25 protein-coding genes are annotated in these 21,262 nt (G+C 29.3%); 10 read left to right on the forward strand and 15 right to left on the reverse strand.

What is annotated here, in order from left to right; translation table 11 throughout:
* Position 1 precedes the first annotated feature (1 nt).
* The 6 genes from AQ1685_RS15670 to AQ1685_RS15695 all read right to left on the reverse strand — a co-directional run bounded on the left by AQ1685_RS15670 (position 2) and on the right by AQ1685_RS15695 (position 6,910).
* On the reverse strand, positions 2 to 1,249 hold the full coding sequence (locus AQ1685_RS15670; protein ID WP_095073720.1) for a hypothetical protein: 1,248 nt from the start codon (positions 1,247 to 1,249) through the stop codon (positions 2 to 4).
* A 139-nt stretch (positions 1,250 to 1,388) separates the two neighbouring features.
* Entirely contained in the window at positions 1,389 to 3,497 is a 2,109-nt protein-coding gene (locus AQ1685_RS15675; protein ID WP_095073721.1) for a M3 family metallopeptidase, read from the reverse strand.
* Positions 3,498 to 3,506: 9 nt separating this feature from the next.
* Positions 3,507 to 4,127: a CatB-related O-acetyltransferase gene (locus AQ1685_RS15680; protein WP_095073723.1), complete on the reverse strand. Its 621-nt coding sequence runs from the start codon at positions 4,125 to 4,127 to the stop codon at positions 3,507 to 3,509.
* Positions 4,127 to 4,567 carry a hypothetical protein gene (locus tag AQ1685_RS15685; RefSeq protein ID WP_157730253.1) on the reverse strand — a complete coding sequence of 147 codons (441 nt, stop codon included), beginning with the start codon at positions 4,565 to 4,567 and terminating at the stop codon, positions 4,127 to 4,129. Before AQ1685_RS15685 ends, AQ1685_RS15680 begins: the two co-directional genes overlap by 1 nt.
* A 24-nt stretch (positions 4,568 to 4,591) precedes the next feature.
* Complete coding sequence (gene nadC, locus AQ1685_RS15690) at positions 4,592 to 5,452, reverse strand: carboxylating nicotinate-nucleotide diphosphorylase (RefSeq protein ID WP_095073725.1); 861 nt, start codon at positions 5,450 to 5,452, stop codon at positions 4,592 to 4,594.
* 78 nt (positions 5,453 to 5,530) lie between these two features.
* Entirely contained in the window at positions 5,531 to 6,910 is a 1,380-nt protein-coding gene (locus AQ1685_RS15695) for a glycoside hydrolase family 71/99-like protein (RefSeq protein ID WP_157730254.1), read from the reverse strand.
* A 122-nt stretch (positions 6,911 to 7,032) separates the two neighbouring features.
* On the opposite strand from AQ1685_RS15695, the gene rlmH reads away from it, so the two are divergent.
* The 6 genes from rlmH to AQ1685_RS15725 all read left to right on the forward strand — a co-directional run bounded on the left by rlmH (position 7,033) and on the right by AQ1685_RS15725 (position 11,479).
* Positions 7,033 to 7,506: a 23S rRNA (pseudouridine(1915)-N(3))-methyltransferase RlmH gene (gene rlmH / locus AQ1685_RS15700; RefSeq protein ID WP_095073728.1), complete on the forward strand. Its 474-nt coding sequence runs from the start codon at positions 7,033 to 7,035 to the stop codon at positions 7,504 to 7,506.
* A 32-nt stretch (positions 7,507 to 7,538) separates the two neighbouring features.
* Positions 7,539 to 8,117 (forward strand): non-canonical purine NTP diphosphatase, encoded by a 579-nt coding sequence (locus AQ1685_RS15705; protein WP_095073729.1) that lies wholly within the window; start codon positions 7,539 to 7,541, stop codon positions 8,115 to 8,117.
* Positions 8,118 to 9,149, forward strand: a complete 1,032-nt coding sequence (locus tag AQ1685_RS15710) for a FecCD family ABC transporter permease (protein WP_095073730.1) — start codon at positions 8,118 to 8,120, stop codon at positions 9,147 to 9,149. It abuts the gene before it with no gap.
* A gap of 1 nt (position 9,150) precedes the next feature.
* Positions 9,151 to 9,948 (forward strand): ABC transporter ATP-binding protein, encoded by a 798-nt coding sequence (locus AQ1685_RS15715; RefSeq protein WP_095073732.1) that lies wholly within the window; start codon positions 9,151 to 9,153, stop codon positions 9,946 to 9,948.
* Between the two features lie 69 nt (positions 9,949 to 10,017).
* Entirely contained in the window at positions 10,018 to 11,055 is a 1,038-nt protein-coding gene (locus AQ1685_RS15720) for a M28 family metallopeptidase (protein WP_095073733.1), read from the forward strand.
* A 61-nt stretch (positions 11,056 to 11,116) separates the two neighbouring features.
* The gene (locus AQ1685_RS15725; RefSeq protein WP_095073734.1) at positions 11,117 to 11,479 is read left to right on the forward strand and encodes a DUF1304 domain-containing protein; all 363 of its coding nucleotides are present in this window, start codon (positions 11,117 to 11,119) and stop codon (positions 11,477 to 11,479) included.
* 2 nt (positions 11,480 to 11,481) lie between these two features.
* Here AQ1685_RS15725 and AQ1685_RS15730 read toward each other — a convergent pair whose 3' ends face one another.
* Positions 11,482 to 12,291 (reverse strand): DNA alkylation repair protein, encoded by an 810-nt coding sequence (locus AQ1685_RS15730; RefSeq protein ID WP_095073735.1) that lies wholly within the window; start codon positions 12,289 to 12,291, stop codon positions 11,482 to 11,484.
* Positions 12,292 to 12,463: 172 nt separating this feature from the next.
* On the opposite strand from AQ1685_RS15730, the gene AQ1685_RS15735 reads away from it, so the two are divergent.
* Complete coding sequence (locus AQ1685_RS15735; RefSeq protein ID WP_095073737.1) at positions 12,464 to 12,709, forward strand: hypothetical protein; 246 nt, start codon at positions 12,464 to 12,466, stop codon at positions 12,707 to 12,709.
* Here the strand turns inward: AQ1685_RS15735 and AQ1685_RS15740 are convergent, their stop codons facing one another.
* The gene (locus AQ1685_RS15740) at positions 12,710 to 13,162 is read right to left on the reverse strand and encodes a DUF1569 domain-containing protein (RefSeq protein ID WP_095073738.1); all 453 of its coding nucleotides are present in this window, start codon (positions 13,160 to 13,162) and stop codon (positions 12,710 to 12,712) included.
* 60 nt (positions 13,163 to 13,222) lie between these two features.
* Between AQ1685_RS15740 and AQ1685_RS15745 the strand changes: the two genes are divergently transcribed.
* The gene (locus AQ1685_RS15745) at positions 13,223 to 14,458 is read left to right on the forward strand and encodes a tRNA modification GTPase (RefSeq protein ID WP_095073740.1); all 1,236 of its coding nucleotides are present in this window, start codon (positions 13,223 to 13,225) and stop codon (positions 14,456 to 14,458) included.
* Here AQ1685_RS15745 and holA read toward each other — a convergent pair.
* Entirely contained in the window at positions 14,455 to 15,456 is a 1,002-nt protein-coding gene (holA, locus tag AQ1685_RS15750; protein WP_095073742.1) for a DNA polymerase III subunit delta, read from the reverse strand. The two genes, AQ1685_RS15745 and holA, sit on opposite strands and share 4 nt — an antisense overlap.
* A gap of 45 nt (positions 15,457 to 15,501) precedes the next feature.
* Between holA and AQ1685_RS15755 the strand changes: the two genes are divergently transcribed.
* Positions 15,502 to 15,948: a type I restriction enzyme HsdR N-terminal domain-containing protein gene (locus AQ1685_RS15755; protein ID WP_095073743.1), complete on the forward strand. Its 447-nt coding sequence runs from the start codon at positions 15,502 to 15,504 to the stop codon at positions 15,946 to 15,948.
* Here AQ1685_RS15755 and AQ1685_RS15760 read toward each other — a convergent pair.
* Positions 15,945 to 16,658, reverse strand: a complete 714-nt coding sequence (locus AQ1685_RS15760) for a response regulator transcription factor (RefSeq protein WP_095073745.1) — start codon at positions 16,656 to 16,658, stop codon at positions 15,945 to 15,947. The genes AQ1685_RS15755 and AQ1685_RS15760 overlap by 4 nt on opposite strands.
* Positions 16,659 to 16,906: 248 nt before the next feature.
* Here AQ1685_RS15760 and AQ1685_RS15765 point away from each other — a divergent pair, with 248 nt between their 5' ends.
* Positions 16,907 to 17,905, forward strand: coding sequence for a glycosyltransferase family 2 protein (locus AQ1685_RS15765; RefSeq protein WP_095075097.1), 999 nt, complete (start codon positions 16,907 to 16,909; stop codon positions 17,903 to 17,905).
* Between the two features lie 42 nt (positions 17,906 to 17,947).
* On the opposite strand, the gene AQ1685_RS15770 is transcribed toward AQ1685_RS15765, so the two are convergent.
* From AQ1685_RS15770 to AQ1685_RS15790, 5 genes are all read right to left on the reverse strand, one after another.
* A complete protein-coding gene (locus AQ1685_RS15770) occupies positions 17,948 to 18,409 on the reverse strand; it encodes a GyrI-like domain-containing protein (RefSeq protein ID WP_095073746.1) in 462 nt (153 codons plus the stop codon).
* 42 nt (positions 18,410 to 18,451) lie between these two features.
* Positions 18,452 to 19,177, reverse strand: coding sequence for a helix-turn-helix transcriptional regulator (locus AQ1685_RS15775; RefSeq protein ID WP_095073747.1), 726 nt, complete (start codon positions 19,175 to 19,177; stop codon positions 18,452 to 18,454).
* Positions 19,164 to 19,865, reverse strand: coding sequence for a ceramidase domain-containing protein (locus tag AQ1685_RS15780; RefSeq protein ID WP_095073749.1), 702 nt, complete (start codon positions 19,863 to 19,865; stop codon positions 19,164 to 19,166). Before AQ1685_RS15780 ends, AQ1685_RS15775 begins: the two co-directional genes overlap by 14 nt.
* Positions 19,855 to 20,475 carry an L-threonylcarbamoyladenylate synthase gene (locus AQ1685_RS15785; RefSeq protein ID WP_095073750.1) on the reverse strand — a complete coding sequence of 207 codons (621 nt, stop codon included), beginning with the start codon at positions 20,473 to 20,475 and terminating at the stop codon, positions 19,855 to 19,857. Before AQ1685_RS15785 ends, AQ1685_RS15780 begins: the two co-directional genes overlap by 11 nt.
* An 84-nt stretch (positions 20,476 to 20,559) precedes the next feature.
* The gene (locus tag AQ1685_RS15790) at positions 20,560 to 21,261 is read right to left on the reverse strand and encodes a response regulator transcription factor (protein ID WP_095073752.1); all 702 of its coding nucleotides are present in this window, start codon (positions 21,259 to 21,261) and stop codon (positions 20,560 to 20,562) included.
* Between the last annotated feature and the right edge of the window lies 1 nt (position 21,262).

Consider the following 21,262-nt stretch of genomic DNA (forward strand, 5'->3'; position numbering starts at 1 on the left):
TTTAATTATTATCAGGAGATTCACAGATCATTATTTTATTTTTCTCTACATATGCAACATATTCATTTGTTTTAATCTCAAAGAAATATGGATGAATGGCTTCATGCTCTGGTACTATTTTCGTGACTTTATTTTTATCAAAATCTATTTGCCAAATACATCGAAACATCATCCCACTATTATCAAAATACAAAATGTTTTTTCTAGTATGCCAACAAACTCCTCCGAACAAAAGCACATCTTTATCATGATCAGGATCACCATATAAATCGTCATCATAATATTTAAAAAATTGTTTTAAGTCAAAATCTATTTTTGATAAATTATTAGATAAATTTCCTCCAGAGAAAATGATTTGACTATCATTTTTCCAATCAGATATATTAAAGAAATTTAATTCTTCTCCCCAGTAATCTACTACTTTTGTTTTATCTGGGCTAATTGCATAAATTGATAATGAAGATTCTACAATAGTGTTTGAAAATACCGTTGTATTAATTTTTCTTGGAGCCGTTTTTGTACCGATTAAATATTCATAAAATTCTTTTTCTGGTTTTTGATAAAAGTAAGTTTTATCCAACTCATTAATTTTATAATAATACAATCGACCGTCTTTTACAATTAAATTATCCATTTGTAATAACATAAACTCCTGCAAATGAGTTTCCTTATCTAAAGAAAGTTGGTACTCTGAATCTGAGTTAATCTTTGGTAATAAATTTATGGTATCTATAACATGAAGTTTCTTGTTTTCATCTAGTTCATAAATAGTTCCTACTGGATTTTTAATATCAAACGGTTGTTGTACTCCCATAAAATAAAATCGTAAGTGATTATTTATAATGGAAGTTCTAACATTATAAAGATATTCTCCTTTTTTTTCTGATGTATAATACGCTCCCCTTTTCCAATACTTATCATCAGAAGTTATTTTATAATTCAAAACTTTAGCATATTCAGAATTCATATTGCTAACTGTAGCATCAATCCCCCTAGCTATTTTATATAATTTAGATATAGAATCTCGTTCTCTTTTTAGTTTTGTAACACTCTCTTTTACTTGTTCTAAACTTTCATTATTTGCTTTCTTTAGCTTTTCTATAATTACTTTTCGATCTTGTATTTGATATTTCTGATTTGTTATTTCTTTTTCTAAACGTTCAATTTTTTCTAAATCTTCTTTTTTTGACTTTGTAGAACAACTAAAGATGATTAACATTATTACTATTACAGTTGAAATTTGTTTCATTTAAATGATATTTAGAAAAACATATTAAACAGTTAAAAATAAAATATATAAGCGAAAAGCAATCAGAATAATACAATTCTGATTGCTTTCAATTTATTTCTGCAAAGAAATAATCTTTTTGTGTTTTAAATTAGAGTTACTATTTCAATCCTCTAGCCTGCAACATTGGTTCTGCTTTTGGATCGCGCCCTGCAAACACTTTATACATTTCAGCATAATCCATTGTGTTTCCTTTAGACAATACTTCTTTACGGAATTTATCTCCATTTGCACGAGTTAATAATCCGTTATTTTTAAACCAATCATAAGCATCGTGACTTAACATTTCTGTCCATAAATACGAATAATAACCTGAAGCATAACCTCCACTAAATATATGAGCAAAATAAGTAGATCTGTATCTTGGAGGGATTTGATCTATATTTAAATTCATTTTTTCTAAGGCTTCTTTTTCAAACTTTGCTACATCTTCGATTTTTACATCTGTACCAATAGTATGCCATTGCATATCTAAATTTGATGAACATAAATTCTCTATAATCGAATATCCTTGATTAAAAGTACCTGCCGCTTTTATTTTTTTCAATAAAGTATCAGGAATTACTTCTCCAGTTTTATAATGTAAAGCATAGTTATTTAACACTTCTGGATGTGTGGCCCAATTTTCATTAAACTGTGATGGAAACTCAACGAAATCTCTAGCTGTACTTGTTCCTGAAATTGAAGCATATTGCTGATCTCCAAAGAAACCATGTAATGCATGACCAAATTCGTGAAACATGGTTTCTACCTCATCAAAACTAATTAAAGCAGGCTCTCCTGCTGCTGGTTTTGGAGAATTACAAACATTGTAAATTACAGGTTTTTGATTACGTAATTTTGATTGTTTCACAAAAGGACTCATCCAAGCTCCTCCTCTTTTGCTATCTCTAGCAAAGAAATCACCATAAAACAAACCTAATTTACTTCCATCTTCTTCAAACAATTCGTACACTACAACATCTGGATGATAAACTGGTATGTCTTCACGCTTTTTGAATGTAATTCCGTATAATTTATTCGCTGCAAAAAAGACTCCTTTTTCTAAAACATTATTAATTTCGAAATACTGTTTTACTTCTTCTTCATCTAAATTGTATTTAGATTTACGAACTTTCTCTGCATAATGATTCCAATCGTATGGCGTTAATTCAAAATCTCCTCCTTCTTTATTAATCTCTGCTTGAATTTCTTTTATTTCTGAAGCTGCTTTTTCTAATGAACCTGGAATTAAGTTTTTAAACATTTCAAAAACTTTATCTGGTGTGCTTGCCATAGTTCCTTGCAAACTCCAACTTGCATAATTATCAAAACCTAAAATTTCAGCTTTTTTAGCTCTTAATTCTACCATTTGCTTTACTAAGTCTGAAGTATCGTAAGTTCCTCCTTCAGTTCTACAAATAGATTTTTTGAATAACTTTTCACGAAGTTCTCTATTCTCTAATGTTTGTAAAGATGGTTGTTGTGTTGTATTAATTAATTGAATTTCATACTTCCCATCTTTCTCTATAGATTTAATCTTTTCTTCTGAAAAACCTTTCAATTCACTTTTTTCAGCAACTACAACGCCTCCTTTTTTCATAGCATCTATCCCTTTTTTTCCAAAATCGTTAGATAAACTAGCTAATTGCGCATTAATTGCTTTTAATTCTTCTTTTTTATCTTCTGATAAATTAGCTCCTGCTTTTACAAAATTCTTGTAGTATTCACTTACTAAATGTTTAGACTCTGGATCTAAATTTAAACTTTCTAAACTATTATAAACTGTTTTGATTCTTTCAAACAGCTTTGTATTCAATAAAATATTATCTCCATGTTTAGAAAATTTAGGCGCTAGTTCTTTTTGATTTTCACGAATAACATCATTCGTATGTGCACTAGTTAATGCAGAAAAAATAGCATTTACATTATCTAACGTTTTACTACTTTCTTCTAAAGCTAAGATTGTATTTTCAAAAGTTGGTGCTTCGGTATTGGATACTATTTTTGCAATTTCAGAATTTTGAACTTCCATTCCTTTTAAAATAGCAGGCATAAAATGCTCATTCTTTATTTTGGTGAAATCTGGAGCTCCATAATCTAAACTACTTTTTACTAATAAAGGATTTTCAGAAGTACTCATATCTTCGGTATTTTCTTTTTTGGATTCTTTTGTATTACAGCTAAATGTAAGGGCTAGCACTGTAACGATTAGTATATGTTTTTTCATGTTGGATTGTTATTTAAGTTTATCAATTAAATTACCTGTTAAATTTTGAAGATTTTCCGTGATTTTTTCAATCGGCCAATCCCACCATTTTAACATTAACAATTTATCAATAGTTTCTTCATTGAAACGTTTCTTTATTTCTTTCGCTGGATTCCCTCCTACAATTGTATAAGGAGGAACATCTTTAATCACTGTTGAATTTGTAGCAATTATAGCTCCATCTCCAATGGTAACTCCAGCCATTATTGTTGCATTATGACCGATCCAAACATCATTACCAACAATAACATTTCCTTTATTTGGATATGACTTTCCTTCCATTGATTTCTCCCAACCGTTTCCAAAAATTGCAAAAGGATATGTAGAAACTGCATCAGTTAAATGATTTGCTCCGTTCATGATAAAACTAACTCCTGAAGCAATCATACAAAACTTACCAATGATTAGTTGATCTCCTGTAAAATCAAAATGATATTTTACATTTTTTTCAAAATTCTCGACATTTTCAAAATCATCGTAATAGGTATAATCCCCAACAATAATATTGGGATTTTTAATTACATTTTTCAGAAAACATAATTTATCATAATTCGGTAAAGGAAAAATTTCGTCTTTATTTGGGCCTTGCATTACGTTCTAGATTTTACTAAATACTGTTTTTTTGATATGATTAGGGTTGTTTTTCTGTCACAACCTCCAAAAAAGTTTGACAAAACATATATCGTTCTTTTGTTTACTTTTATCTTTAAAACATAATTTCTATTTAAACCTTCTATTGTTGTGAACTTAATCACACGATTTGTAGAATCATAATCTGTATAAACCGTATTTCTTAGTATTGGTGGTAAATTATTAATATTAAAATTTTCAAACTCGAAATTTTTTAATTGTTTTTCATCCAATAGCACACCATAATAATAGTCTTGATTATGATCTGTAGAACTTTTCTTTATTTGTAGAATTTCATACGTTATTTCTTCTGTATTTGTTTCAGTTTTAATCTCGAATCTAAATATTCCAGATCCGCAAGCTTGAGAAAAAACACCAAACTGAGAAATAAATATGTACATAAGTAAGAAACTTCTTACCATAAACTATTCTACAGCTTTTAAACTTAAATCTAAATTATAAACAGAATGTGTTAACGCTCCTGAAGAGATAAAATCAACACCACACTCGGCGTATTTACGAATAGTTTTTTCATTGATTCCTCCAGAACTTTCAGTTAAACATTGATCACCAATAAGTGCTACGGCTTTTCTTGTATCATCATAATTAAAGTTATCTATTAAAATCCTGTACACTCCTTCATTGGATAAAATTTCTTTGATTTCATCTAAATTTCTAGCTTCTACTATAATTTTAATATCTAAATTTTTCTCTGCTAAATAAGCTTTCGTTTTTGTGATGGCTTGTGTAATTCCACCAGCGAAGTCGATATGATTGTCTTTAATCATCACCATATCATATAATGCAAAACGATGGTTTTCTCCTCCTCCAATTTTTACTGCCCATTTTTCTAGTGCTCTAATACCTGGAGTTGTTTTACGCGTGTCTAACACTTTTGTTTTGGTTCCTTCTAACAATCCCATGAAATAGGCTGTTTTGGTTGCTATAGCACTCATACGCTGCATTGCATTTAAAACTAAGCGTTCAGCTTGAAGTATTGATTGAGATTTTCCTGAGACATAAAAAACGATATCTCCATACTTTACTTTCTCTCCATCATTTATTAAAGTTTCTACTTTTAAATCTTTGTCCACATAAGCAAAAACTTGTTTTGCAAATGCTACACCAGCAATTATTCCTTCATCTTTTACCAATAATTTAGCTTTTCCTGTGGCTTCTTCAGGGATACAAGATAAAGATGTATGATCTCCTTCTCCAACATCTTCACGGATTGCATTTGCTATAATTAACTCTAGTTCTTTATTAAATTGTTCTTGAGGTATCATATAAATTTTATTATAGAGGTAAAAATAATGTTTTACCTCCATAATAAAAATTCAACTCGAACTATTAACTTTATAAAACTATGAAATAAACTCGTCTCCGTAGTAATAGAATAAAATACTTAATAAGAATTTTGATCTCCTTATTCTTCCTCTCATTGCATAATGTTCTGCTCTCTTACATAAGAATTGAACAGCTCTCTCTTCTGGGAATTGCTTTTTAAATTTGTAGATGTAATATGGAATTCTTAAATCTTCTTTACGATATTTTACCGCTGTATACTCTTGTAATTTTTCTAAATGCGCGAAACCAAATTCTTCTGTAGGTTCAATCATTGTTCCTTCACCGAAATCATTCCACGTTGCTATTTGAATGAAATCTGTTTTTTGGCTTCTTGACTCAAGAAAAGATTCTTCAAAAGTTTGTAAACCATTATCTTCAAGTTCCCATTCATAAGCTTCAGTAGATCTCCATCCGCCTTCTTTATAAAAATCATTAAACCTTGGATAAGCTACACCTCCTACAACTTCATCTCTAAAGCTTGCTTCAAAATCATAATAACCTCTAAGTGTTTGCATATGATCTTTGTCTATCCAAGCATATTCTCCAGAACAAATATCATTTCCTATAACTTCTCTTGCGTTCCATAATGTAAGCACTTTACTTTGCTTTACTACTGGTTTTAAAATTTCTTGCCAATCTGATGACTCTGTAATGTAATTAGGTCCAAAAATCATTAACATTTTCTTTCCTTGTACTTTGATATAATTTCTTTTTTTGAAGTAATTTCTTTTTATGTATTTGATATCTCTTTTAGCTTGATTTAATTGAATATTAGATAATCCTCTACCTTGTTCACTCACAACTCTATCTTCATACATTACGGCAAACTTCATTTTTGTCTTATCTAATTCTGGAATAAAACTATTCATTCCGTTTTTTATAAGTTCAAAATCCAAAACATCTCTAGCACCATACCAATCGAAAATAACTCCGTCTACGCCACTTAGTTTCATTAGTAACAAGTGGTATTTTTGTAAGTCGACATCGTTTGTTGAATAAGGACCAATTTTAGGATAATAGTGTGAAGCAATTTCTCTTTTTCCATTAGCATCTACAAGATCAGGATTTTTGTTTGTCATAGTCCAATGCTGTCCCCAGAATCCGTCTGTATTTTTAGACTGAAACCAAGGCATGTAGTGTACATATATTTTTTTTCCTCTTCTTGTTGAACCTCCACGTTGTTGAAGTTCATTACTCACATTTACTATTGGTGTATTTTCTTCTTCATTTATAACTTTTTGTAAGTCATAATCTTCTTTTTCAAAATTCCAATTTTCGTAGAATTTCTTTTCAGTTGTTTTTTGTTGTTTTGTTGACTGTTGTGTAGTCTCTTGCACTAAATAATCTTCTGAGCATGAAGTTAGTAAAAAGCTCAATAAGATTATTATGCAATTCATTGGGGGGAATCTCATAATAATTAGTATTCAAATGTTTACGTCTTAAAATTATTTATTTGATTCTTAAAATAAACAGGAAATTAACTGATTTTTTGATTTAGATTTGCCCAAAATCGTTAAACATGAAAATTAAATTACTTGCTGTAGGAAAAACTGATGATAAAAATTTAATTCAGTTAATCGATGTTTATCAAAAAAGATTAAAACATTATGTTAAGTTTGAAATAGAAGTTATTCCTGATATTAAGAATGCTAAAAATCTTTCGGAAGCACAACAGAAAGAAAAAGAAGGCGAACTTATACTTTCAAAACTTCAAAATACAGATCAATTGATACTTTTAGATGATAAAGGAAAACATTATACTTCTATTGAGTTTTCTAATTTTTTACAAAAAAAAATGAACTCTGGAATTAAACAATTGGTTTTAGTTATTGGTGGGCCCTATGGTTTCTCTGATGCTGTGTATAAAAAAGCGAATGGAAAATTATCTTTATCGAAAATGACATTTTCTCATCAAATGATTCGTTTATTTATTGTTGAACAAATTTATCGTGGTTATACTATTCTTAAAAATGAACCTTATCATCATGAATAAAAAACATACTTTTGCTTCATATAATTTTAGTTATGAAACTAGTTTTTGCTACCAATAATTTAAATAAATTAAAAGAAGTTCAAGAAATGTTACCTAAATCAATTGAACTTTTATCTTTAAAAGACATTAATTGTTTTGAAGAAATAGAAGAGACAGCTACAACCTTGGAAGGCAATGCAAAAATTAAAGCCAATCATATCTCTGAGAATTACAATTATAATTGTTTTGCTGATGATACAGGCTTAGAAGTAGATGCTCTATATGGTGAACCGGGAGTTTATTCTGCAAGATATGCAGGCGAACCTGCTAATGCCGAGAACAATATGACTAAACTTCTGAAAAATCTTGAAAATAAAACCAATAGAACTGCTCAATTCAGAACATCTATTTGTTTGAACTTAAACGGTGAGCAATTCCTTTTTGATGGTATTTGTAAAGGTGATATTTTAACTAATAGAAAAGGAGAAAAAGGCTTTGGCTACGATCCTGTTTTTCAACCTAAAGGATACCAAAAATCATTTGCACAAATGAGTTCTGAAGCTAAAAATAAAATAAGTCATAGAGGACTGGCAATTCAAAAACTTGTTGAGTTTCTTAAAAAAACATATTAATTGACTTCTTTTAAGAAAACATATTATTTCTACTTTATTTTACTGAGTTTCGTTTTAATACTCTTCTGTTTTGTAAATCTTAGTCTAGGATCTGTAACTATTCCTTTAGAAGAAATTTTAAGTATTCTGGTTGGAAAAACCTCGTCTAAAGCTAGCTGGGAAACAATTATTATCAATTATAGGTTACCTAAAACTATAACTGCTGTTTTAGTTGGCTCTGGTTTATCCGTTTGTGGTTTATTAATGCAAACATTATTTAGAAATCCTTTAGCAGGTCCTTTTGTTTTGGGCATTTCATCTGGAGCTAGTTTAGGAGTCGCTTTATTTGTTTTAGGATCTGGATTTATTAGTAGCCTATGGGGATTAAGTATTCTTGATCTAGGTTTGCCTTTAGCTGCTAGCTTAGGTGCTTTTTTTGTTCTAATTGCAATAATACTAGCTGCCAACAAAGTAAGAAATACAATGTCTATCTTAATTATAGGACTCATGTTTGGTGCACTTACTTCTTCAATAATAAATGTATTATCTTATTTTAGTGAAGCAGAACAATTAAAACAATTTGTCTTTTGGGGATTTGGAAGCCTTGGAAATTTAACTTGGAATGAAATTTTTATTTTTTTGGGAATTTATTTTATTTGCGGAATAGGAATTTTTACTTCTATTAAAGCTTTGAATAGTTTTTTACTTGGTGAAAATTACGCGCAGAGTTTGGGTATTAACACCAAAAAAAGCAGAAACATAATTTTTATCATAACAAGTATATTAACAGGCATAATTACCGCATTTTGTGGTCCTATAGCTTTTATTGGACTTGCAGTTCCGCATATTACTAAGCTAATTTTTAAAACCTCCAATCATAAAGTATTAATTCCTGCTGTTGTAATTACTGGAGCCATTATTTTATTAATTTGTGATACAATAGCTCAGCTTCCTAGATATGAATTTACATTACCTATTAATGCTATTACATCATTATTCGGTGCTCCTGTTGTTATTTGGCTTTTAGTAAGAAAGAAAAAAATTTACGTATAGTTTGAGTTTAGACAAAAAAAATATAATTCTAGAAACTAAAAAACTTTCTATTGGTTATCTTTCAAAAAGACAAACCAACACTATAATTTCAGAGATAGATTTAACTGTTTCACAAGGTAAGTTAATCGCTTTGTTAGGTAAAAACGGTATAGGTAAATCCACATTGCTCAGAACACTTAGTAAAGTTCAACAGCCAGTATCTGGTGATATTTTAATTCAAAATTCTTCTTTAGCAAACTATAGTCAAACTGAATTAGCTAAAATTTTAAGCGTAGTACTAACAGAACGTTTACCTGAGAGTCAGCTTTCAGTTTTTGAAATCGTTGCTTTAGGGAGACAACCTTACACCAATTGGTTAGATCGTTTATCAATCACCGATATAAAAAAAATTCAAACAGCATTAGATTTAACAGCTATTACTCATTTAAAAGATAAACCTTTCCATCAACTTAGTGATGGACAATTACAGAGAGTTCTTATAGCGAGAGCACTAGCTCAAGACACAGAAATTATTATTTTAGATGAACCCACAGCTCATCTAGACATCCATCATACATATAAAGTCTTTTCTCTGTTAAAAGATCTTGTAAAAAACACTAATAAAACTATTATTATTTCTACTCACGAAGTAAATTTGGCCATACAATTAGCAGATGAGTTTATTCTACTAACAGAAAAACAAGTCTTTAACGGTAATACTTCTAGCTTAATCGATCAAAATGCATTTTCTGAGCTTTTTCCTTCAGAAAACATTAGCTTCAATAAAGAATTACAGCAATTTGTAATTAACAAAAATTAAATTTGAGTTGTGTAGAGTATTCTTGTATTTTTGAATCCCCTCTTATTTTTCAAAACCATTATATTTATTATGAAGAATTTTATCTATGCAACATGCATATTTGCTATGTTAGCTTGTAGTTCTGGACAACAAGCGACTTCATCAAAAAAGCATGCTAAAATTAAAGATTTTGCTGCTTTTTATGCAAAATCTATCACTGCGAAAGACTTAAGTAAACATCTTTATATTTATGCTTCTGATGAGTTTGAGGGTCGAAATACGGGTGAACCTGGTCAGAAAAAAGCAATCAACTACTTAAAAGATTTTTATGTTAATGAAGGTATCGCTTCTCCTTTAGGTGGTGATGATTATTTCCAAGAAATTCCCTCTTCTTATTTAACTAAAAACCACAGAGGTGGTGAATTGAAAGATTCTGAAAATGTATTAGCATATATTAAAGGGACTGAAAAACCTGATGAGATTGTTGTTATTTCAGCACACTTAGATCACGTTGGAACAAAAGATGGAGAAATTTATAATGGAGCTGATGATGATGGTTCTGGAACTGTAGCTGTTTTAGAAATTGCTCAAGCTTTTCAAAAAGCAGCTAAAGCAGGAAAAGGTCCAAAACGATCTATCCTTTTTTTACATGTAACTGCTGAAGAAAAAGGTTTAATAGGTTCTAAATACTATACAGAAAACCCTGTTTTCCCTTTAAAAAACACGGTTACAGACCTAAATATAGATATGGTAGGACGAGTTGATGAAAGACATAAAGAAAATCCTAACTATATTTATTTAATCGGTTCAGATAGACTCAGCACCGAACTCCATAATATATCTGATTCTATGAACACAAAATACACAAATATTAAGTTAAACTACAGGTATAACAGAAGAACTGATCCTAATTTCTTCTATTATAGATCTGATCATTATAACTTTGCAAAACATAATATTCCTATTATTTTTTACTTTAATGGTGTTCATGAAGATTATCATAAACCTACTGATACACCTGATAAAATAAATTATAATTTACTAGAAAAAAGGACAAAACTTGTGTTCTACACGGCTTGGGAAGTAGCTAATAGAGAAAATAGGCTTATCGTTGATAAAGCTGAATAAACAAAAAAACTCGTCGTTTGATGAGTTTTTTATTTTTTATATCTTGAAGAAAACTTTTTTTATGCTTATTGTAATCAACATATTAATAGGATTTATCGCCTTTTTTCACCTTTATATTTTATGGTTTGAAATGTTTGCTTGGGAAACTAGAGGTCCTAAAATATTTAGACACTTCCCTAAGGAATTATTCCCAAAAACTAAAGCTTTGGCAGCCAATCAAGGCCTTTATAATGGCTTTTTAGCCGCCGGATTGATCTGGACTTTCTTTATTGAGAACATTGAATGGAAAACTAATGTTTCTATTTTCTTTTTAGCTTGCGTGGCTATTGCTGGTATTTATGGAGCGCTTTCAGCAAGCAAGAAGATCTTTTTTGTTCAAGGATTGCCTGCTATTATTACTCTTGTGATTGTCTTAATACAATAAGTTTATTTCTTATTTATTGTTCTTAGCGCTCTTTTTATGATGTACGCTGTTTCTTTAGAAGAAGACTTTTTCTCCCATTGTTTACAGACATTTAAAACCCATTCTGGTTTAGATTTACTAGCATCATTTAACCAATTTGCAACTGCATCTCGAACATACTTTGAAGGATCTGATTTTAATGGATTAAGTAGAGAAATTCCTTTTTCAGGATTATCCTGAAAAGTTGCTATCTTTTTGGTCCATACTCCAACTGGTCTTAACGACTCTACTGCATAACGTCTCACATTTTCATCAGTATGAGTAGTCCAAGAAGACAAAATAGTTATAGATGTATCTAAATCTTCAATCATTCGTTCTTTAGTGGCAAAAATTACTACTTCTCGTACCCCAAAATGAGTATCTGCAGCATAAACTTGCATGGCATTCAATAGTTCTTCTATTTCATCAAAATGTAAACTTTCCGCCCAACAAGACCAACATCTTACCACATCAGAAGTATGATTTTTTAGTATATCATAAATATTTTTATCGTTTGTTAATACCCCAAAAGTATGACCAATGACTTTTGTATTACTGTTTGCCGTAGGTTTCTTTTGGTTATTAACCGCTTGTTCAAAATCTAAAAACCATGTTTTCTTACCTAAAGATTTTAAAACTAATTGTAATAAAGTTAACTGATCAACTGCTAACCATTCCATTAAGTTTTTAGTTTCTATCAATCCTTTATTTAAATATTCTATTGCTTCTGGATTCAAATCCTTAGAACTTCTGGCTCCTTTTCTATTTAAAATAGCTTCTGGTATATTCTGCATAAAATTATTTTTTAGATAGTATTTTCAACTAGAAAACTCATTGAATGAAACTTTATAATGTTCTATAAATTTAGAAAAAAGCTTTATTTTCATTATATTAAAGTATTGCTTATTGAAAATTCAACTTTAAAAATTGTTTATTATGGACGGATGGGGCTCACTAAAAATGTTGATGAATAGACAACAAGGAAACCAACAAAGAAAGAAAAAACTAAAAGATGCTAGAGATAAAACATTAAGTTCTCCTGTTTATTCTAAAACTAGATTTAACTTTCCTAAGGCTTCTAAAAGTGTCATTAAAAAATATGGTCAAGAAGCTAAGAAAACTCAAAAAAAAGAATCTCTTATTAAGTATTCTGTAATTTCTATAATTATAATAATTTCTTTTATTTACCTATACTTCACAGATTTTTTCTAGCTATACTCCAAACTGCGTTAAGTGATGATCTAAATGTTTGTAAAATAAATTATTCCACTCCTGTTTGGTTAATTTACCAAATGAAGTTGATTCTTTTCCATCGAAATGAACTTCTCCTAATTCTTGAGTTTTACGAAGATAATCGATTAAAATTTGTTTTTCTGCTTCAAAGTTTTTCTCTTCCGTGATTAAAAACTGAGGCGCAGTTTTACCATTTTTAGGATATGGTTTTTCAGAAACTACTTGTTTCTTCACTAATAATTTCAATATCAATTTCATAAAAGCATTTGGTTTTGGATGCTTATTTGTGTATACTCCCTCGTATGAAACTGAACAATGAGCCATCATTTGTGCTACATTCATTTTCCCCCATTCAGGCTGAGTTTCTGAAGTTAATGTATTGATTCTAGAAATTACTTCTTCTGTAACTTCTTTCGTAAAAATGTTTTTCATTTCTTTTTATTTAATTCATAAATAAAGATAAATACTTTTTATATTTGAAAAAAATCTTCTATGACTCGTAAAATTGCCCTAGTATTCATTCTAGTAGTAAACACTTTATTTGCTCAAATTTCTTTTGAAAAAGGTTATTTCATTAACAATACTGGTGAACGTATTGATTGTTTGATAAAAAATTTAGACTGGCAAAATAATCCTACAGAGATTCTTTACAAAAACAATGAAAATAGTCCTGAAAAAAAGCTATCAATACATCAAGTACAAGAGTTTTCAATTTTAAACTCTTCAAAATTTATTAGAGCAGAAGTTGCAATAGATAGATCGTCTGATGTTTTACACTTGTTAACTAGAGAAAGAAATCCGAACTTTACAAATGAATTGATCTTCTTAAAAGTTTTAGAAGAAGGAAAAGCTAATTTATATTATTACAGTGATAATAATTTAACTCGATTCTTTTTTAGTAAGCCCAATAAAAAAATTACACAGTTAGTATATAAACGATATTTAGCTAATGTTAGCGAGATTAAGACTAACAATTATTACAAACAACAAATTTTAAAGAATTTAGATTCAGATAAAATATCAAATAGTAAAATTAAATGGCTGAAGTATAATTTAAAAAGCTTAAAAGGTATTTTTTCTTTATACAATGAATCAACTAACGAATTAAATACCAATCAAATTAAAAATGATTCTAAGAGTTTCTCTGACTTCTTTAATTTAAATGTAAGACCGAGAATAAACAACAGCTCTTTATCTATCGCTAACTCTTCAATTTTTCAAGGATTTAGGAGTGCTATTTTTGAGAGTAAAACAAATTTTGGATTAGGTATTGAAGCAGAATTGCTTTTACCTTTTAATAAAAATAAATGGAGTGTAATTATTGAAGCTAATTATTTTGAATATGAATCTTTGGGGCAGAAATTTGTAAATCCTGTTTCTTTAGCTAATGAACAAGGTAAAATAACATATAAATCACTTGAAATACCTGTAGGTATTCGCCATTACATGTTTTTAAACGAAAAATTAAGTTTATTTGTAAATTTACAAGTCGTTTTTAATAATACTTTTGATTCTTCAAGTATTGAATTTATTTCTGAAAATGATCGCCCTACGATAAATCCTTTAAGTATCTCTTTTACTAACAACTATGCCATTGGCGCTGGTTTAAAACACAAAAGATTTATCTTAGAATTTAGACACTACACCAATAAAAAGCTGAAAAACTTAACAAATTGGGATTCAGAATTTAGCACAAATTCTATTATTTTAGGTTACGCTTTGTTTTAATGTAATACTCTAAAAATTAACTCTTTTAAAATATCACTGTGGGACTGATTTGCTCCTACACCTTTGCTTTTTACATCTGCATCTCTTAATAATCCTATAATTTGAGATACTTTACGCATTGGGTAGTTCCTTGCTGCATTAACATAATCATCAACAAAATAAGGATTTACTCCTAGTGTTCGTGCAACAGAAGCTTTAGATTTATCTTTTAACCCGTGGTATGATAATAACTGTGTGAAAAAACTATTCAATAATGAAATCGTCATTACCAGTGGATTATTTTTTGGATTCTGACTGAAATAATTAATAATTCTATTTGCTTTTACAACATCCTTAAGACCAACAGCTTTTCGTAATTCGAAATTATTAAAATCTTTAGAAATCCCGATATTTTCTTCTACATGACTTGGGTTTATTATAGTTCCAGCTTCTAAAACAGAAGTAAGCTTATCTAATTCATTGCTTATTTTACTTAAATCTGTTCCTAAGAACTCAACTAACATTTGAGCTGCTTTTGGCTCTATTGTAAATTTTTTACCTTTTAAAACTCTTGCGATCCAATCACCAACCTGATTTTCATATAGCTTCTTACTTTCGAAAATCAATCCATTTTTTGCTATTGCTTTGTATACTTTCTTTCTCTTATCTAACTTTTTGTATTTGTAATTGAAAACTAAAACTGTTGATTGTTGCGGATTTTCAGCATAACTATCTAATTTTTCAATAGATCGACTTAAATCCTGAGCTTCTTTCACAATGATAACTTGATGTTCAGCCATCATGGGAAACCTTTTTGCAGAAGAAACGATTTCATCTACAGTTACATCTCTTCCATACATTACCATTTGATTGAATCCTTTTTCAGATTCATCTAGCACATTGTTTTCTATGTAACTTGAAATTTTATCAATATAATAAGGTTCCTCTCCCATTAAAAAGTAAATAGGTTTTAACTTACCTTGTTTTATATCGTCGACAATTTGTTTTACTTCGTTCATTAATTTTCAACAAAATTTAATTCAAACTTTTACTACTTTTGATCGATGCAAAAATTGAATTTACCTTCTTACACTTTCAAGATCAAAAGTAATGAAAAACACTATCTGATTTTTGATGAAATTAGAAAAAAATATATTGTTTTAACACCAGAAGAATGGGTAAGACAACATTTTGTACAGCTCTTAATACAAGAAAAAAAATATCCTGTTTCTTTAATTGCCATTGAAAAACAGTTGGTTATTAATAACCTAAAAAAAAGGAGCGACATTTTGATTTTTAATTCAAATGGCACTCCTGATATTATTGTAGAATGTAAAGCTCCTTCTATAAAAATTACTCAAGATACTTTCGATCAAATAGCTCGCTATAATTTAAAATTAAATGCAAAGTATTTGATTGTAACCAATGGAATAGAACATTACTATTGTATCATGAATACTAAGGATGAAAACTATACTTTTTTAAGAGATATTCCTGAATACAAAAATTAAGCACTTTGTACTGTATTATCTAACAACTTATATCCTTCACCTCTAACATTTACAATAGCTATGTTTTCATCACACATTAAGTATTTTCTAAGTTTAGTTATATAAACATCCATACTTCTAGAAGTAAAGTAGTTATCATCTCTCCAAATTTTTGTTAATGCTATGGCTTTCGGCATAATTGCATTTTTATATTCAGATAAATACTTTAATAACTTGCTTTCTTTTGGAGTAAGTCTTCTTGGTTCTTCTCCTTTGAACGACAATTGACGCGTTCTGTAATTAAACGTGAAATCTCCAATAGTATATTCTATTGCACTAAATCTCTTGTTATGTTCCCTTTCTTTTGATTTTATTATTCCTTTTATTTTTTCAATTAAAACTTCTGTTGAAAATGGTTTTTTAAAACAATAATCAACTAAAGGAATTTTATTTATCTCAAATACATCTTCTAACAGAATTTCTTCTGAAAGGAAAATCACAGGAAAATCATTGTTATTTTTTCTAACAGAATCTATAAACTCTGTTCTACTTGTTGTAATCAACTTAGAATCAACGATAGATAAATCAAACCTAGAACTACTTATTAATAAAGAAATATCATTTACTGAACTTGTAAAAGTTACATTGTAACCATTTAAAAGTAAATAATTCTTTAATACCATTCCAAAGTCTACATCTTCATCTATCAATAAAATTTTTATCGACCTCATTAAATATATTTTTTATGCCCCCTAATTTCTAGTCGTACTTTTACAAACAATCTTACAGTGAGCATATTACATTTTATCACTCTCAATTACAATTGCTTACTTCTTATCCCCAAAAGAATTCCAAGTACATATATAATACAGTTGAATTCATAAAATTCCTACCCTTTAAACATTATTTTTTTCAACGTTCTAAAAAATTAATACTTCTTTACATTTTAAAATAATTTTATTGGTGTATGTTTGCAAACTTGAAAACTGCTGTAGTCATATTAAATTGGAATGGGAAAAAGTTGTTAGAACAATTTTTATCTTCTATTATTAACTTTTCTTCTGATGATGCAACTATTTACGTAGCTGATAATGCATCGACAGATCAATCCATAACATTTGTTAAGAATAATTTTCCTCAGGTAAAAATTGTAGCTAATAAATTTAATGGCGGATACGCTAAAGGATACAATGATGCTTTACAACACATTGAAGCTGATATTTATTGTTTAATTAACTCTGATGTTGAAGTAACTCAAAACTGGTTAACTCCGATTATTGAGACTTTTAAAAATGATGAGAATACAGCTATTATTCAACCAAAAATTTTAGATTTTAAAGATAAAACAAAGTTTGAATACGCTGGTGCAGCTGGAGGTTTTATCGATACTTTAGGCTATCCTTATTGTAGAGGAAGAGTTTTTAATTGTCTTGAAACTGATACTGGTCAATTTGATGAAACATCAGAAATATTTTGGGCCTCTGGAGCTTGCTTTTTTATCCGTAGTGAAGTTTTCCATAAGTTAGAAGGATTTGACGAAGATTATTTCGCGCACCAAGAAGAAATTGATCTTTGTTGGAGAGCTCAAAATGAAGGACTTTCAGTAAAGTACGTGGGAAATTCTACTGTTTATCATGTTGGAGGAGCTACATTACAAGAATCTAATCCAAGAAAAACCTACCTCAATTTTAGAAATAGCTTGTTAACCGCTTTAAAAAATGTTCCAAGTAAAAATTTATTCTTAGTTATTTTTATGCGCCTAATTTTAGATGGCGTTGCTGGTTTAAAATTTATAGTAGAACTAAGGCCAATACATACATGGTCTATAGTAAAAGCGCATTTTAGTTTTTATAAAAACTTGGTAAAATTCACTAAGAAGAGAAAACAAATTCAGCGTAAATCAAATTATAGCATTCACACTTCGGTAGTTTGGCAACATTTTGTTCTACAGCGTAAAAAATTTAACACCTTAAAATAAAAAGCTGTTCGAATTTCTACATTCAAACAGCTATCATTACTCTTATTCTGTAGAAATATAAATTTTAACTTCTGTTTCTTTTTGTTGATCGACATCTGCTGGATAAACTTCAAAATCTGCTTCATATTTCCTGTCCAAATCTGTATTATTCCATATTTCCATCCATTTATTATACACTATATTATCTTCTAACTTTCCTTCTGCTGAAAATGCTTCGTAATTACCTTTTGCTATTTGAATACCGATCATATCCTCTGGGATATCTTTTAGCTGATCAACTTTGCACCCAATAATAATATCATAGGCTTCTGTAAAATCAGATTCATAATTCGTGTAGATAGCATAAACATCATTATTCTGTTTATGATTTATTTTACTTAAAACATCATCAGACATAAACTTTCCCCATAATGCAGGAATATCTTTTGCTGCCTGCATATTCGCGTTAGTTGTTCTTGCTTTAATTCCAATAATGTTGAACGAATCGATTTGTGTTTTCTTCATTTTTGTAGTTTTAAAATTATTTACCACAAATCTAAAACCAGCTTATGTCAAAGGTGTGTCAGGGGTAGGATAATATTTTGCTCTACAAATATCAAAGTATTCTTTGAGCGTCATTTCGTGTGGAGTAAAGTTGCTATCTAAATTTTCTATCTGATCGATTAAATCGATTCGAAAAACTCTAAAGTCATTTCTAAGTCGGCAAAATGCTATTAAAAGCCAGTTTTCATTTGTACTATATAATGCAAAAGGCTCTATTATTCGTTTTGTCAAATTATTTTCTAGAGAATTGTACTTAATTTTAATTAGTTTAAAGTCTGTTATTGCTGTTTGTAATGTAATTAAATTTTTACTTGTTGTTGCTTTTTCTGGATTGTATCTGAACTCTATTCTTTGTTCTAATAATTCTGATTTTTGCTGTTGTTGTTTTCTAAAAACAGACTTTATTTTCGTTATAGCATTCTCATAATTTTCAACTAAAGATTGGTCTTTATTTTTACCTATTAAATAAGCTGCTGTAATTAAAGCGTTGGCTTCTTCTTCAGTAAACATTACTGGAGGCAAATAATATCCTTCTAGAAGCGAATATCCTTTTCCTTCTTCAGTATAAACTGGAATACCAGAATCTTCGATAGTTCTTATATCCCTATATATAGTTCTAACGCTTACCCCAAATTTTTCAGCCAAATAAGTTGCTGTTACAATTTTCTTTGATTGTAATTGTGTAATAATTGCTGTTAAGCGAGAAATACGCGGCTTATTGTTCATCAGATAATTCTTCTCTGTCTTTATAAATGTAATTTAATAAGAAAAAAACAGCTACACCTCCGAAAGAATGCCACAACCAATGTGTTCCCATAGGTAAAATTGGAGTTAAAGTTCCTTTCACTACTAAATTATCTAAAGTTCTAAATGAAACTGCTACTCCGAATATTAAAAATCCATATAATATGAGTTTAGCATTTTTCCATTTTGTTTTATAAGCATACCAAACAAAAGGAGTTACCACTGCTAAAGCTGTTACTAAATAACCAAATGAAATTCTATACTCATCAGGAAGAGGAATTTTTCTTGGAAAAATTGACAATGCCAAAAAGCCTAATAATAGTAAAATTCTTTTCCACCATTGTTTTTCAATTTTGCCAATAAAATAAATAATTCCTCCAAGACAAACTACCATAATTGGCAACCAATCTAGAACTAACCAAAACTCATGACTTCTTGTACCGTGAAACATTGTTCCTCCAATCCAACTCGCGAAAATTACAGGGATTGCAAATAGAAAAAAAGGATGTTTTTTAGGATTTTTGTAGATCTTTGAACCAAAATAAATTAAAATACCGATAAATATGAGATTACTAAATGTATTGAAGGGTTCTACTGGTAATCTTCCTTCTATGGTTTCTTGATAAATTGGTCCGCTGTCATTTGGGAATTTCTGAATAATACTAAATAACATCTAAGCTTCCTTTTCCTTCTCTTACTACTTCTGGCTCATCTTGTGTTAAATCAATAACTGTAGACGCATAATTATCTCCATAACCTCCATCTATAACAACATCAACAATTTGCTGCCATTTTTCGAAGATCAGTTCAGGATCTGTAGTGTATTCAATTACTTCATCTTCATCATGAATTGACGTTGAAACAATAGGATTTCCTAATTGTTGCACAATAGCTCGTGCTATATTATTATCTGGCACACGTATACCCACAGTTTTTCTTTTCTTAAATGCTTTCGGTAAACTTGTACTTCCAGGTAAGATAAAAGTATAAGGCCCTGGTAAGGCTCTCTTTAAAATTTTATAAACTGGTGTGCTTATTTGCTTAACATAATCTGATAAATGACTCAAATCATTACAAACAAAAGAAAAGTTAGATTTTTCTAATTTCACCCCTTTAATACGAGCAACTTTTTCCATTGCTTTCATATTGGTAATATCACAACCTAATCCGTAAACTGTGTCCGTAGGATAAATAATTAAACCTCCAGATTGCAATACCTTTACAGCTTTATCTATTTCTTTTGGATTCGGATTATCATTATATATTTTTAAAAATTGAGCCATTATAAATTGAACTTTAATATAAAGCTAAAAAGAAAACTTCCAACATGTAATCATATTGGAAGTTTTTTTTATATTTTTTAGTAGTTAAGCTTCGTTATCTATTAGTCTGAAACCTTCTCCATGAATATTTAAAATTTCAACGTTTTCATCTAACTTTAAATATTTACGAAGTTTAGCGATGTACACATCCATACTTCTAGACGTAAAATAATTATCGTCTCTCCAAATTTTAGTTAATGCTAATTCTCTAGGCATTAAATCGTTTTTATGCACTGCTAGCATGCGTAAAAGTTTACTTTCTTTTGGCGATAGTTTTAATGGATCATCTCCATTAAATGATAAATGTCTTAATTTAGAATTAAACGCAAATCTTCCAATTGTAAACTCAAACTGATCATCGTCTTTTGATTTCTCAGTTTCTTTTCTCTGTAAAATTGCTTTAATTTTATGTAATAAAACTTCCGAGTCAAAAGGTTTATTTAAATAATCATCTGCTCCAACTTGATATCCTTTTAAAACATCTTCTTTCATTGTTTTAGCAGTTAAGAAAATAATTGGCACTTCTTTATTAGTCGCTCGAATATCTTGCGCTAATGAAAAACCATCTTTTCTAGGCATCATTACGTCTAAAATACATAAATCGTATTCTGAATTTTTAAACATAATCAAACCTTCGATTCCATCTTTAGCATGAGTTACATTGTAATCATTTAATGCTAAGTAATCTTTTAATACTGTTCCAAAATTTGGATCGTCTTCTACTAATAGAATTTTTCTAGTTCCCATT

The organism is Tenacibaculum jejuense (assembly GCF_900198195.1).
Classification (GTDB): Bacteria; Bacteroidota; Bacteroidia; order Flavobacteriales; family Flavobacteriaceae; genus Polaribacter; species Polaribacter jejuensis.